Origin of the sequence: Thalassospira xianhensis MCCC 1A02616 (assembly GCF_003326475.1) — a bacterium.
GTDB lineage: Bacteria > Pseudomonadota > Alphaproteobacteria > Rhodospirillales > Thalassospiraceae > Thalassospira > Thalassospira xianhensis.
In genome coordinates, this window is sequence record NZ_JPWA01000001.1 from 20,910 (window position 1) to 34,791 (window position 13,882).

General features: G+C 50.4%; 15 protein-coding genes. 2 read left to right on the forward strand and 13 right to left on the reverse strand.

Features of this window, described 5'->3' with window-relative positions; all coding sequences use genetic code 11:
* Positions 1-5 precede the first annotated feature (5 nt).
* Both TH5_RS00130 and TH5_RS00135 read right to left on the reverse strand, forming a co-directional pair.
* Positions 6-668, reverse strand: a complete 663-nt coding sequence (locus TH5_RS00130; protein ID WP_114119982.1) for an OB-fold-containig protein — start codon at positions 666-668, stop codon at positions 6-8.
* 29 nt (positions 669-697) lie between these two features.
* Complete coding sequence (locus TH5_RS00135; RefSeq protein ID WP_114119983.1) at positions 698-1,234, reverse strand: hypothetical protein; 537 nt, start codon at positions 1,232-1,234, stop codon at positions 698-700.
* 202 nt (positions 1,235-1,436) lie between these two features.
* On the opposite strand from TH5_RS00135, the gene TH5_RS00140 reads away from it, so the two are divergent.
* Complete coding sequence (locus tag TH5_RS00140) at positions 1,437-2,063, forward strand: hypothetical protein (protein WP_114119984.1); 627 nt, start codon at positions 1,437-1,439, stop codon at positions 2,061-2,063.
* A gap of 107 nt (positions 2,064-2,170) precedes the next feature.
* Here the strand turns inward: TH5_RS00140 and TH5_RS00145 are convergent, their stop codons facing one another.
* From TH5_RS00145 to TH5_RS00160, 4 genes are all read right to left on the reverse strand, one after another.
* The gene (locus TH5_RS00145) at positions 2,171-3,040 is read right to left on the reverse strand and encodes a hypothetical protein (protein WP_114119985.1); all 870 of its coding nucleotides are present in this window, start codon (positions 3,038-3,040) and stop codon (positions 2,171-2,173) included.
* Positions 3,041-3,193: 153 nt separating this feature from the next.
* A complete protein-coding gene (locus TH5_RS00150; RefSeq protein WP_114119986.1) occupies positions 3,194-3,916 on the reverse strand; it encodes a hypothetical protein in 723 nt (240 codons plus the stop codon).
* Positions 3,913-4,302: a hypothetical protein gene (locus TH5_RS00155; protein WP_114119987.1), complete on the reverse strand. Its 390-nt coding sequence runs from the start codon at positions 4,300-4,302 to the stop codon at positions 3,913-3,915. The genes TH5_RS00150 and TH5_RS00155 overlap by 4 nt, the downstream gene beginning before the upstream one ends.
* A gap of 194 nt (positions 4,303-4,496) precedes the next feature.
* Complete coding sequence (locus TH5_RS00160) at positions 4,497-6,818, reverse strand: hypothetical protein (RefSeq protein ID WP_114119988.1); 2,322 nt, start codon at positions 6,816-6,818, stop codon at positions 4,497-4,499.
* A gap of 140 nt (positions 6,819-6,958) precedes the next feature.
* Between TH5_RS00160 and TH5_RS00165 the strand changes: the two genes are divergently transcribed.
* Positions 6,959-8,110 (forward strand): hypothetical protein, encoded by a 1,152-nt coding sequence (locus tag TH5_RS00165; protein ID WP_147249983.1) that lies wholly within the window; start codon positions 6,959-6,961, stop codon positions 8,108-8,110.
* Positions 8,111-8,139: 29 nt separating this feature from the next.
* Here the strand turns inward: TH5_RS00165 and TH5_RS00170 are convergent, their stop codons facing one another.
* The 7 genes from TH5_RS00170 to TH5_RS00200 all read right to left on the reverse strand — a co-directional run bounded on the left by TH5_RS00170 (position 8,140) and on the right by TH5_RS00200 (position 13,654).
* Entirely contained in the window at positions 8,140-9,447 is a 1,308-nt protein-coding gene (locus TH5_RS00170) for a Fic family protein (RefSeq protein ID WP_114119990.1), read from the reverse strand.
* Between the two features lie 321 nt (positions 9,448-9,768).
* A complete protein-coding gene (locus TH5_RS00175) occupies positions 9,769-10,107 on the reverse strand; it encodes a hypothetical protein (RefSeq protein ID WP_167443412.1) in 339 nt (112 codons plus the stop codon).
* 32 nt (positions 10,108-10,139) lie between these two features.
* Positions 10,140-11,498, reverse strand: coding sequence for a hypothetical protein (locus tag TH5_RS00180; RefSeq protein ID WP_114119992.1), 1,359 nt, complete (start codon positions 11,496-11,498; stop codon positions 10,140-10,142).
* 11 nt (positions 11,499-11,509) lie between these two features.
* Positions 11,510-12,220: a hypothetical protein gene (locus TH5_RS00185; RefSeq protein ID WP_114119993.1), complete on the reverse strand. Its 711-nt coding sequence runs from the start codon at positions 12,218-12,220 to the stop codon at positions 11,510-11,512.
* A 252-nt stretch (positions 12,221-12,472) separates the two neighbouring features.
* Positions 12,473-12,931, reverse strand: a complete 459-nt coding sequence (locus TH5_RS00190; protein ID WP_114119994.1) for a hypothetical protein — start codon at positions 12,929-12,931, stop codon at positions 12,473-12,475.
* A gap of 60 nt (positions 12,932-12,991) precedes the next feature.
* The gene (locus TH5_RS00195) at positions 12,992-13,207 is read right to left on the reverse strand and encodes a hypothetical protein (RefSeq protein WP_147249984.1); all 216 of its coding nucleotides are present in this window, start codon (positions 13,205-13,207) and stop codon (positions 12,992-12,994) included.
* Positions 13,208-13,273: 66 nt separating this feature from the next.
* Positions 13,274-13,654 (reverse strand): hypothetical protein, encoded by a 381-nt coding sequence (locus TH5_RS00200; protein WP_147249985.1) that lies wholly within the window; start codon positions 13,652-13,654, stop codon positions 13,274-13,276.
* Positions 13,655-13,882 lie beyond the last annotated feature (228 nt).

Genomic DNA, 13,882 nt, shown 5'->3' on the forward strand with positions numbered 1-13,882 from the left:
TTGGATTACGCGTTTGGGGAGGGTTTGATAAACACAGGCCGGTTCTCGCTGAGAGCACGGGCGCATGTGAAAAGATGTTCGTTGCGGGAGAGCAGAATTACTTCTGTCCCGGCGGGAAATTCCTGATCGTCAGAGGGCTCGACCATAACGAAATGCGCCCGGCCGAATTTGTCGTACACTTTTGCTTCAGCCGGACGCCCCTTGACGGCTGTCCCGGTCATGATGACGGCTGCTTCATTGAGGAAGCTGTTGGTCGACACCACGTAGGTCTCATCTGATGGCAAGATTGCAGCGATGAGACGGACAACTTTCCGATTGATTGCAAAGGCAGGAACCATGCTGCACAAGCTGACAACCAGCAAGCTGGCGAGCTCGTCTGCGAGCAGGTAAACAAGAGCTTGGATAGAATAGCCAACGACAGAGATGCTAAGGCAAAGCGATAGCAAGCAGACCATGATGGGTACTTTACCAAAGCTCAGCCATGAGAGTGGATTGAAGTCGCCACCATCCAGGTCAAGACCATCGAGGTCGATCCCGTCATCCAAGCCGAGAATGCTAAAACCTGTCACCGCCCCAGCGAGTTCAAGCACAAAGATCAGCAGTATGAAGCCGACGCAAAAGACAAAGAATGCATTCTCTGCGGCAAGGAAAAATTCTAGCAATGACATAGAAGTTTCGCCCTTCAAAAAGGAGATATCTACTGTTTCGGAGATAAGGAGATGCTTAGTTCGGTATCGATCAGTTCGAAATCATCTTCCCGGCGGACTTCCGGGCTGTCGCAGGCGGGGCAGTTCCCTTGACGTTTGCCGATACCCAGTTCGGAGACTTGTCCCTTCCATCCGCAACTGCAAGACGCCGCGCGGCGGTAGGCAAAACGTTGCGGCACACCCGTCAAGATTTCTGGAAGTGCACAATAGATAGGAAGCCGGTTAAGCTCATCGGCCAGAGCCGGGCGTATGGACATGATGTCCTTGAGCTTCATGGGGAAACCGTTCTCTTCGGAACTGCTTTGATGTTCAAGGCTCAAGAGGAACACTGATTCATCCGCATTTCCTCTGGAACCCGCTACCGGCACAAAGGTTAGACGTCCATGTGTAACTGCAAGCTGCACCAGATGCGCGATTGCAAGCGCCTGATCTTCGGCCAGCCACGGATGCTTGTCCCTTACCCGAAGGGCATGTGCAGCAAGCGAATTGCCATTCTCTGTTGGAGAGCTTGTTTCGATTTGCGTCATGTGAATCCCAAATCAGGATGGTTGCTGTTCTCTTGTAAGGAAAACTCATATCGTAAAGGAAAACAATGTCAACTTATTTCCTGATATTGCTTCCAATTGTAAGGAAAATGGCGTAAACCGAAGGGAGTTTTCCGGGAAATGGCAGCCTGCACGTTGGATTTCAACCATCCGGCTCCTTTTCTTTCCTTTCGATGGTGATGATATGAGCGATACTCAAAACAGCTTGCGAGATGACAAGGGTAAATTGCCTTTGACCTATTTGTGGGTCTGGCTGGCCGTGGTTGGCGGTGCCACGATGATGGTGGTGTCAGGAACAGGCATCCTGGTTCACGTGATTGATTTCCTGAGCTATCTCTGGGAAATGTTCGTTGGAGCCGTTCAATCAGTCACGAGCGAGTACGGCAAAGTTGTCGACAGATTCTCGACGTCACCGGTGCTGACCGGCTTTCTGATCTGTTTGTCGTCGTCATATTACCTTCTGGCAGCCACTATTTTGCATGTGGGACAAAAGTCGTTGCAAGGGAAGCTACTCGAACTAAACTTCCACGAAATAGAACGTAAGATTCCTAGCGCAGAATACATCGTCAATGTGGTGCTGATTTTCGGAGGGATTTGCTTTGCTGTTGGGTTGGGCGTCGTGAATGCGATGGATTGGTCTGAAACAGGCTTTGCGACGTCATTGTCTTGGTGTGTTCTTCTTCTCGTGGGGCCTGCCATCGTTAGCAGGATGCTTTTTTCACCAAGTTCCCTGCGAAACCGCGGATCAATCCATGTCAGTTTCGCAACATTCACTATTCTGCCAATATCTATGTCCTACTTGTTGTCCTAGTTGCTTTTGACTTCAGCAGAAGTAAGTCTAACAAACAGAAAAGCCCCCTTTTCCGCATCAAGAAAAGGGAACTTTTCTGTTTGTGGACTATTCAGGCCGAGGGCGCTTTAAGGTCGGGATGAAATCGCAGGCGACATGGAGTTAAGTCCAATAAGCAAGGCAGTAGCATCTTCCGCCGTTTCGCAAGAATAGTTCCCCTCAAACGCCATTGGGACCAACTCTGTAAGCTCAGCGATTTTTTTAAGGGACAGATGTTCATCCACTGTGATGGAGTTAAGCTCATCCGTCTCGTTTGAAACAATGAACACCCATTCCCTCTCATCTGGCGAGCCATCCAAGGAATTTTGACCATTTCGCCAAGCTTCTTGGTTGAAAACTTGTGTGTGGAGGCCATCGGGTAATTCTTTCGACCAGTAGACCAAGGTGGCGAAGCAATACTGCCTAACCTTTGGTGTGTAACCGGCTTCCGTCATCTGGTTATAGATCGAACTCGCTTTCGCCAGTTGATTTGCAAAGTCATCTGGGGTGTCATTCTGTCGCACCCCAGCAGAAAGGACGTTAGCCTTGATCTCTTTCAAGGTACTGTCGTACAAGCGGCCATCTTTGTGGAAAATCACAAGACCGGCAGAAAACTTTGGATTTTCGCCACCGACGGACACCCAATCGACAGCAATTCTGTCCTCAATGTCCAGAACTTTCATTGCGGTAGAGAAGACGTTGACGAGCGTGTTAATATCCACATAGTCGCCTTTGACTGACAGACCGGAATCAACTTTGTCGAATTTGACACGAAGATCGGACATGAATATGTCGTTTAGCAAATTGCCGAAAACGTCTACATATTCGCTGCCGGGTGAGTAGCGACCAGCGTCGTGCGCCTGGTTGTATGCTTCCACCATTTTTACGAGGGTGTCGCAGGACTGTTTGGACCACTTGTCATGTGACAGGACGAAGTCCACGTAGGTTTTGGTTTCCATTGTCAGGTGCCTTTCGTTAGAGTGCGCTCAGCAAGACTAATCGGAGCGTTGGCAAATGACTTGCTGATTATCGGCAGCGGTCAAAAGACATCTTGAAACGGTGTTTCACCTTGGAAATCTTGTGTGGAGCCTGCCGTTCCACTGAGGAAGACTTTACATCCGAGTGACAGGGCGACATTCGTGCTTCGCTTCTTCCATGGCATCCCAATAGAACTTAGCTTCTTCAATTCTGTCATTGCGCATGGCGTCTTTCGTCCGACGCCAGTCTCCATTATCGTACCATTCCTGGGTCAGACTATTCCCCGGCAGAGTCAGTGTGGCCATGTCCAGTTGCTCGCCCAAAAAGTCTGGTGTCCGAAATTCTTTCGGTACGGCAGAGACCAGCTTCTCGAATTGCAAGGCACGGCTTTCAAAAGTCACCTTGGTATTTTCGTTATATTCGTAAACGTGCCGAGGGTTCGGCGAAGACGTGAAGGACTGCCACATGATGTACGCGACGGTAGCGACATGTGGTGCTACCTTGCGGTCTCGCGGCCAGAGAAAAGCTCTCGTTTCATCTTCGTTCTGCAAAATTTGTTGTAAGTTAAAGGCGTCTCGAAGAATAGCCTCGGATGCCTTCAAAAGCTGGGACCAACTCGGATCTGCAATAGGGCAGGGCACTCCTGCGACCTGAAGTTTACCGTCTGCATTGCGGGAAATCGCAACTTCCTTCGAATAATACAGACCATGCCGGAATGTCCCGGCCGGGAATGTCACGATGTCGTCCTCGCCCAGACCCTCAATGAAGGCGCGGGCCTTGGAGCGTGAGTCGAGAACGTGGATATCCCAACATCCGGTCGACCGTGATACCGACCGGATTAGAAGATTCCTGCTCATGGCTTCGCGCTCGAACCAGAAATGTCGAGCTTCAATTTATCGAATAGCGCAATTGCGTCGTCGTAGTCATCACAGTCATATTGATCGTCGATGTTCGTCGGAGCTAGGCTTGTCAATTCGAAGATCTGCTCCAGGCTCAAAAGTTCAAGCACCTGAATGAAGTTTTCATTTTCGGTCTGGACGCTGAACAGCCATTCCTTCGCTTCTGGTGACCCGTCAAGCGGGTTATCCTCATCGGTGTTCACCAGTGTATAACGGCCGAAAGAGAGGTCCTGAGACCAGTGGAAGCAGCCTCCACCAGAATGGTAAACCTCAAAGCCTCGGGCGAGCATCATGTCTTGTACACGGCTTGTTTCGGCATAAGTCTTTTCAGTTTGGAGTGGCATAAGGTCACCTCGCTATCAATGCGGTAAATTTGTCTAAACTTATCGAGGAAACACGCAAAGGAGAAGCGGAAAGTGCAGACGAACAAAACAAATCCCACGATAATTGTTGACAAGAAATATCGGGAAACGACTTAATGGCTTGTTCAAAAAATAGACAGAAGCAACTGATTAGCAACGGGCACAACGACATTGATTTAGTAAGCAAGAACAGCGGTTGAGGTGACGCTTCCTGCGGACATATCAAACTCCTTAATGCCCAATGGTTCAACCTCAACGCGCCGGAGGTGTCTTTCGCAGAAGAGTTCGACCAATTCGTCGCGCTCCATAGAACGAAATGGCTTTACCAGAAACGGAGAATAGAGCCGCAAGACGGCGCTGCACTCTGTCGGAGAGTTGATATCAAATGCGCTGTCATCCCTCCTGTGTGGCCGATGTTTCGCGCGCTGGGCTCTCGCATCCTCAAGGGCGTCAAGTTTCAGGTGTTTGCGCCGCTTTGATATGAACTGCTTTACAGTTCGCACACACATTTCCGGGGGAGGCATATTCTTTGCGCCATAATGTTGATTGACAGAGAGCTCCGTGGGTTTGGCGACAAACTCGACAGTGGATCTTGAACCGTCTACGCCAGTGACCCGACCGATATGAGACCGCCCGAAAAAGCAATCTTCTGTGTAATTCGACACGCAATGTAACTGCTCAAGATGCTCTTCCACCAGGTCTGTTCGAGATGTGAGCCATTCAATTTTTCCGGAGCTGCATGCAAATTCACTGTCTAGCGGTGGCCATTTGTATGATGAAGCCTGATGGCCGTATTCCATAAGGTCTTCCAGAGTTGCCTGCATGTTTTCGTATCGGTCATGCCAGTCGATTGCTGTGGCTATCACTTTCGCGATTGTTTGATGTTGTCCGAAGACTAGGTGCCTCTCGACAAGCCTGGCGAGATCTGATGGCCGAATATCATCCAGAAGAGGATGACTTTGGATTGCACTGGAAACGAACGATGTGACATCGTAGAGCATATCGCTGACATACTCATTCGATACCGGGATGCCTTTAGCCGAGTAGCGTTTCCAGTCTTTCGACAGATACCGGATGAAGTCGTCTTTCATCTTCTGGCGCCACGGGCTTTGACCGACCCTCAGCCAGGTCTTCTCGGCCTTCACGAGAAGCATGACAGCCTGTTCAAGAGACCGCCATGCCGCACGCTTGCGAGGCAAATTCTCAACAGGACAGATAGACAGGGCACGGACAATGGTTTCTCTAATCAGCCCTTCATCTTCGGAAACATTTTGCGCGTCACCAAACTTTGATACCGGCAAACCTGAGAGGATTGAGGCTACCGACTGCGCGACCATCTGCCAATGGAAATGCCCGATCCGCTTTACGATCGGCGTAGCAAGGCCGGTCTCCGCCACTATGAGCTCTCGAAGGGGTCGGCCCTCGGTAACTGCGGCATCAATCGTCGAACTTGTCGCAATAAGCCCGGCAAAGATGGGGTAAACCTCAATAGCCTGTCGCCTGCGACTAATATCCTGTTCGCTGCCGGATGCGAAATGATTATAGATTTTCAAGGGTACCCGGTTCATTGGAATCCTGGAACAGGTAGTACCAATATCCTCGCTCAGACGCTCCCTGATTTGTCCGGAGACGTGCTTGTAAGTAGCGGTCTTCTTGGCGAGCACTTTCTCGAAGGCTCTTCGAAGGTTCTTGCGCAACGGGCAGCTGATGTAAGCTTCGATAGAAGGCCAATCAAACTCGAAGGAAGCTGGCAGGAGTGGGATGGTGGTCCAAGGCCAGATGGCCATGCCATCTTCAAGGGATGCCGCAACATCTGGCGGGGACGAAAACGATACGGATGCGAGTGGTTGGCCAACAGAACTTGCAAAATTGATGTCCCCGGGGGCACAGAGAAATAGCCGAACTTCCCGGCTTGGAAGGATGGCAGCAAGAATGGCATCTTCATAAACGACGTCATTACCAATCACCTTGATGGTCTGCGGGACTAGCGCAGCAAAAGAGCAATCGAGCCCGGCTACAGTCAGTGCACCAGACGCAGTGTCAAAAGACATTGAAGCCTGCCTGGCGGCGAGAAACACATCTTCCATCCTGTCCTGCGACAAGGGTGGTATCTCGGCATACACACGGCGCACCCACTCACGCCGGTAGTTCACCCCTTTCTCAAGCTTGGTTTGTCCGTCGTAGCGGGAATGGTTGTAAAATAAGACGGCTTCAGAAGCGCCGTACCTCTTGCGGAGGCCGACACTGAGAACATTATCTGCAATCAGTTCGTCAACAACACACGGAAGCACCTTTTTAACCGGTTTCTCCGGGTTTTTGCCCATAAACATCTTCGGAACGATGTTTCTGATAAGTTCGTACAGGCTAAAGCCTTCGATAGGATGCCAGCTCGGCCGTGGCGTGCTGCAATATCCGGCAATCGCCGACAGCAGAAGCTTTCGTTCATCATTCGTGAAGCCGTCGGCGAGAGCCGACGAACTTTGCTTGTCGCCATACATTGGAATGCTCCGAAGAGGTATTCATTAAGGCTAAACCGGAATATTTTTCCTTGTCAACATAGTGGGGGAAGAATATCTAAGATTGACGACATTCTGATATTGCGTAAGTCTTTCGGTTCTGAATGATGAAGGGGACAGGGATGAGTGACGACACATTGATTCACGGCTTCACACGGTTGGTGATTGATAGCCAGTCCCCTTTGGGCGTCTCTTTCCGTGATGAAGACGGTGGTGATCAGCCTATCGCATCGGCATCAGAGCTCCCGCTTTTTGTTCTGGAGCTTCACGTGTTCCAAAACGAGCAACATGCAACTGGTTTCGCCATGGCACTGGAGTATTTGAATGCGAATGAAATGGTTGCCATTGCTTCACAGTCTGCGCCCTTGATTTTGATTGGCAGGCTTGGCGACCAGAGAGCCGCCGCGACTGAATTAAATGACGCTATTACTCTCATCCCACATGTCTCAGAAGAGAAAATTGAAGAAATCCGCAGGCTGGTCCAAGACAACATCGCAGTCCGACGGGAAGTTGCCAAGAGGCGTTTGGCCCAGCAGGATGTAGCTGAGAAATGGAGGCATGTTCTCAGTGAGATCGCAGCGTTCAATAAACTGGGCGGCGGGTTCGGGAGCATGCGAGCGATTGAGACTGTCCGGTCCGGCGAACATGCCCCCGAAAAGCTTCGACTGTATGGCTCTTTTTTGACCGCAAAACAGCGGAATGAAGCCAAGGAGCATATGCGGAGCAAAACGTTCGAGTTGGATGTTGAGCGATGTGAGAATGGCAAAATCATCATTCGCCCACATAGCGTACTTCCCGCTAGTTCGGACCAATTCTCGGCGTACAGTGAAGAATTTTCCGCCGTCTATCAAACTCACAATTATCAAGCAGATGTCACTGGCAGGCCTTGTGTAATTTGCGAGGAATCCCGTGCTGTTGAAATGATGAATAGATTTCCGTGGTTGTATGAAGACATGCGGAAACTAGCTCATAGGCTAAATGCGTTGGAGTATGCGAAGAACATTATCGAAAACAGGGAATATCGGCGCATTATCAATCACCTCATGACTAACGGGGTCATCAGGCAGCCATACCCAGGATCACCTGCTACGCTTCACATTCCAGGTGGACGCAGTTTGAAATTGACCAACACGATTGTCGGTCGTTTGCGCGCGTTGAAACTCGTTAGGATGGTCAATGAAGATGAGTCAGCACCAGAATGGGGGATTTCAGAAGCCGGAACCTTGATGCTGGCCAAGGATACCGAGAAGCTCGCCTCTATCCTCAAACCATAAATGAGCCTGACTGGCCAATGGCGATATAATCAAGGGGTGTTGCCCCGTCCGTACGCTGGCAGGTTGGCGTACTCGTCAAAGGCTCTTCTCCTGATCCCATAGACAACATGGTTGCCATCGTGAAGATTCGAGATGGCTTTCCTGAGGAGAACAACAAAAGCATCGTGGTCATCAGCAACCACACCATCGAATTCCCGCAAATAGAAGTCGCCCCCAAGTTTCTGCCCGAGCTCAAGCGAGCCTTCAACGTACTCCTTGACCGCCCGGTGAAGCTCGACCCTGTTGCGGGCTTCTAACTCAATCTCTGACCGGTCACGCCCAATGTAGGCGTGATACCGGCTAGCTGACGCGACATAACCTTTCGCAAAGGCGGAGGCAATAACGTCTGTGCGCCCTAGCTCGTAGAAGCTTAAAAGCCCTCTCATGTACTCTGTCTTATCGACGTTGAGAAACGAAAGCGGAGAGAGCCCAGCTTTCAATAGCGGCACATTTGCCATGAGGCGTCCCGTTCTCTTGTTCACATCGACGAAAAACTGCACGTAGCTTATCATCGTCATGAGAAACAGGCTCTGCTCGAATGGGTCGACAATCAGCGCAGCCTTATTAGCGACCTTCTGAAATTCATCCTCAAGTCGGGCCGGTATAGAGAGCGGAACATATGCGGAATTTCCGACGCCCACTGTGTGCTGTCTCACCGTGCCCACTTGCCGCTCATCGACAAGGCCCGCTGCGAGCAAAGAGTTCATTGTTTTAAATTCACGGACGTCAATTTCGATATCTTCGATGCTGTCGATCAGATAACTGATAGTCGCCTTGTGATTTAGGATCATCAAGGTTTCATTAGTCTCTTTTCCTTCGGCGACTTTGCCATATTGGACGAGAACCTCGGTGTCGATGTAGCTGTATGAATTCCCCTCCAGCCTGGATGACGCATACGCTAAGTCAACAAGTAGCTTTTGCGCAATTGCCCTGGAATAGGCACTCGCTTCCATCTCTGCTCCACCACCAACCTCGACCATCGCCTTTAGTTGTTGGGGCGAAAACCATTTGGTTTCATTCGGGAGATATTGGTCAATGAGATCAGTATTATACGGGACTGCCCGCCGATGTGCGCCTGGAACGGAGAAGTAGTCATGGTAATCGTCATAAAGATATACCGTAGCACGGCCTCTACCTTCCGAACGGATGCGTTGATCCGCGATGAGTTCTGCAAGGCCACGCGATACTGTTGGTTGACTACTTCGTGTTCCGTTCCGCTCCAGCCAAGACAGAATTTTTGGAACCGTGTTGTTACCGGATTTCACCGCCTCGATAATCAACTTGTTACGGTCTATCATGAATAGATTCCTGAATAGATACTAAGCCACAGCGACTCATGCATAAAATTGGAGAATTGTTTTATGAATTGAAAGGCCCTGATCCCACACATCAATAGCGCCTATTTTTCAATAATTTAAGGCTATGCGCAGCGAGTAGACATGCGCATTTTGAATAGAAACATGAATAGAATCAGCCACGTCACCACTAAGTGGTTGAATTGATACGTGAATAGATTCACGCATACAACACCATCACAGAACACGACAATCTGAAACCAGATGAGTTCCGTATCCCGTCGTTAAATAGCCCAGTCCGCTGAGGGCTGTGAATCAAAAGCCCTAACCCAACCGAGACGGTGATGCAGATTTTGTGCTCAAGCTTGCACGATAGGCATCGAGTGCTTTCTCGGCGTCATCAAGGTCAGGCTGGAATATGAACCCTTTGGTCGCTTTGGCACCATCCACGAGGTTCTGAAGATGCTTAGCGCATACCTCAGCATCATCCGCGGCAAAAATGCGGCCTTTCGAGAGATATGCTGCCGCCTCATCAATATCTGCCCCAAATGCGAAGTTTGGAACATCCCGAACGACATCAATAAAACGAGCCAGTGAAGTGCGTGGTGAAATCATCCTGTTTGTATCCAAAAATGGCACGTGACCTATGAGTTTAGAAGTCATAGGTCACGTGCGCAATTGTTTCGGGCGGGCTGTCAATAGCCTGGAGCGCGAGCAGGGAGAGCGGTATGGGAAAATCTGGCCATGTTCCTGCACCAGTTGGACAACACTTCCTGATCCCGATAAATATCCGGATGGTCTTCGCCCGGATCGAGCGGTTGCTCACCAAACACAAGCTTCGAAAACTCTGCAAAAGCTGCGCGCTTTTCAACATTGTCGTCACGGGTCAAAAGCGCTGCTTGCACTTTGACAAAGTGTTCGCACAGCTTGGTGAAGTCGTCATAGATTTTGGGAGCCAGATCATCAGAACCATCCATTACGGCGGCCAGAAATTCATCGGAAACGGTATCGAGAGTTTGTCCAAGGATGCTGCTTTCGAAGTCTTTCCAGTGCAGTGTTGCGCTGTCGTCACCGAATTTGAACTCCAACGGTGGTCGTTCCAGATAGGTCTGCGGAGTAACGGCATTGTCGGGGTATCTGGCGGCCTCAATCGCAGCTGAGATACGCGGCACGCCACCCATCCCGTTATAAGCCAACAGGAACGTTATCTGGGCTTCAACCCCGCCATTATTGATATTTGACCCATCTGAGCGGTCGAGTTCATCGGCCAAATCGTGAACCATGTAGTCAATGGTCTCTTGGGCAATCTCTTTGGCATCCACCGTGAGGTCATGGAAAGACGCACACAATGAAAATGCTGCATCAGAAAGCTCAATTAGGTCGCCTGCTGTGTTGCGTTTTACCTCCGCGCTGACGTCGGACATCTTTGCCCATTCCATCATGAAACCGACATTGGCTGGGCCGTTTTTTACCGGGCGAGCAGGTGCATATTTCTCACGACATTGGGTCAGATAGGATAGCGATTTCCCAAGCACGGACGACAACTGATCTGTGTCGGCAATCTCACACACATTGATGATGTCTTCGCGGAGCTTCCAAAGCTTTCTCTGGACGCCCACCGGCATCTTGGGAGCCGCCGCAAGAAGGTGCTCAATTCCCTGGAAAACTTTCGCCTGTTCAGGTTGCGCGGCCACTGATGTGGGCACCTCTGCCTGAAGTGCGATCGTTGCGTGAATGGATGCGAGAGCCAGCTTGTTTTCCGTCTTTTTATTCCAGCCCAGGAGCCTCTGATTTTCATACCCAAAGGCCAGATTGCTTTGCCTTACCCAGTCGGCGTCCGGTGCTGCTGCCAAGTCATCAATTACGGCCTTTGGGACAGCAATGGTTTCCGATCCCCCATTATAGTAGGTGGGATGCTGAATGATGTCCGCAGGGGAATACAGTCCGGCCTCTTCAATGGAGAGGGCATAACCTGCGTCGCTGGATCGCCAAAAGCGAAATGGCTCCTGCAATCGGCTATTCTTGAAAGAGATGATGTAGAATTGGTCCGACATTGATATCTCCCTCACATTCTGGGGGCGGTGGTGGAGCCGCCGGGTGCCGTGTCTGAAAATAGGGCTTCAAATTGGTCGTCATCCAGAAGGCCTTCAAGCATCGGCTTGGCTTCTCGCGCGCTGAACAGATATGCCCGCTCAGCATCGCCACAGAGCGCGGCATTGCCGCACAGCCGGATAAACAACCCATCAACCACGGCCATCTGGAACCATTTTTCCTGGTCGTTATCTTGATCTGTTTCGCAAATGCATGCTGACCTGGAGAGCGACGCACTCAATTGGCTTGCGTCAACAGATCGGCCGGTGTCAATTTCGCTATGGAGTTCCTTCAACTCGGCATAGACGAAACTGGTTTGGGCCAGTCTGGAAGCGTCGAATTCTCCATCTAGTCGCAATGCAGCGAGAAAATCGGAAAGTTCGTCTGCGTCAATCCGAACAGTGAAGGGCCCATCATGCCCTGGGCGGTCAGCCAATCCAGACTTTACAGCGAGAACGTCAAGAGCGGCAACGCTCCCTGCTTCGACTGTCGCCAGCACGGCATGAGCCTCATCAATCCCCAAGGACAGAAAAATTTGGCTTGCATCGAACTCTTCAGGGTCGCCGAATGGTGTGGCGTGACCATCGACCCATGCTTCACGCTGATAAAATGCGGACAGTCTTGGGAGCTGCCATAAATCATCAGATGTTTTGCCAATTTGCTCGACGTAAGATTGAGACTGCATTGATTTCACCCTTGAAAACTAGATGTCGGTGTTCGACACAGGCTACCAGCGAGGCATGCAAGAAAGCATCGCAAAGTCCACGGATTCCTAAAGTGCTGGCCGTTACGGAAGCTTCCCTAGAGGAAACTAGGCATCTTTGCAGCGGGGAGGGCGGCATAAACTCTCTGTATAGGATTTTCACCTAACAGAAACGATTGCGTAAACTTTTCCCGTAGTACCAGCAAAAGAATGCCGTCTCAAGCAAAATATTGCTTATCGAATGAGCAGTTTTTCTTTGACCTGATTGACGACTTCTTCGCGACGTTGTGAAATCGATTTGTGAATAGCTTCTCGATCCAAAGCGTTCGGATCAATAGTCAGCGGGTGAGATTTTTCGTAGTGGTCATGTTTGATAATGCCCATGCGCATTGCGACCTGTACAATCTGCGTGTCTTGACCAAGCTTCTGCATGACTGAGGCCGCCCCGGCACACTGATGGATTTCAGTCGGAGCGTAGTTCCCGTTAGCGTCGAAGTTCTCGTTACCTTCTTTGTATACGGTCTCGTGGCAATGGAACGTGCCGTCAGCTTGGCTCAGCAAACCCCCAAGAATACTTTCAAGGCGACCTTCGGCCAGCTTCAGCGCTTTTCCGTCATTACGGAAAGGGCAATCCACGCAGGGCTTTTTTCGAGCAAACTGGGCGTCGACGTCCTTGCAATCACGTGTTTGCATGATATTGCCACCTTGTTCGTTAGTAGCTCGGGGAGCGACCTGCCAACTCCGTACGAGCTATCAGTTTAAGTGATGCGGCTTCAATTCTGAGACCTCAAACATTTCAGTGAAGATGTTCTGATTGGGCAGGTCATCCAAAACCAATTTCCCATTTGGGGTAGCGCCTTTTGCGGCGTCGAGAACAGCGATAAATACTGCTTCGCTCATGCGCACGGCATAGGCTTTACCTCGAACCTCGACTAGCAAAGCACCCTTGGTAAACTGATTGTCCGCCATCCCAAAAATCTCCTTCAACCCACACATAAGTTCAGCCGTCTGTTCTATCGCGAAAGGCTTGAACTTTCAAACCTCTCTTGAGGCGCGCAATAAAGCGTCCTGCACTACAGAGAGAACAGCGTCATCACCATTTGCGTGAAGTGCGATGACAGTCCGTTGACCAGAAAGGAAGGCGGACGCGATCCCAACCAGATCAGCACCAACAGGAACATCGTCAAAGATGGCGATGTCATTGCCATTGATGACCCTGTGGCGCAGTTCGCTTAGGAAGGTTGTGCGGCCACTGTTAGTGCGACCAGAAACAACTACCAGACACGCTTCGGATGCTTCCAATGCCTCAACAGCATCAGTTAACGAGCTTAGGGACCTGGTTGTCATGGTGCCGTTGGGATATTGCCAAAGCCGCACTTTGAAGGTTGGTTTAAACGCATCCAGCTTATCAGTCACGGTATCGCCGATAGCTTCCAACCCGGCATCAATCACCAGTTTGAGAACGTCGGTGTCCTTGACTGGCCGCTGAAGCAGCGTGGTAGCGTGGTAGCGTCAACAGCAAGCTTTTCAATCGCTAGCCACTGGTGTTGGTCTACATGCTTGGTAGGCATGGCAAGCATCCTTATAATTTGCAATCTAATTTCTTAGATATAATTCAAGAAAGCGCTTGTCAACATTTTACAC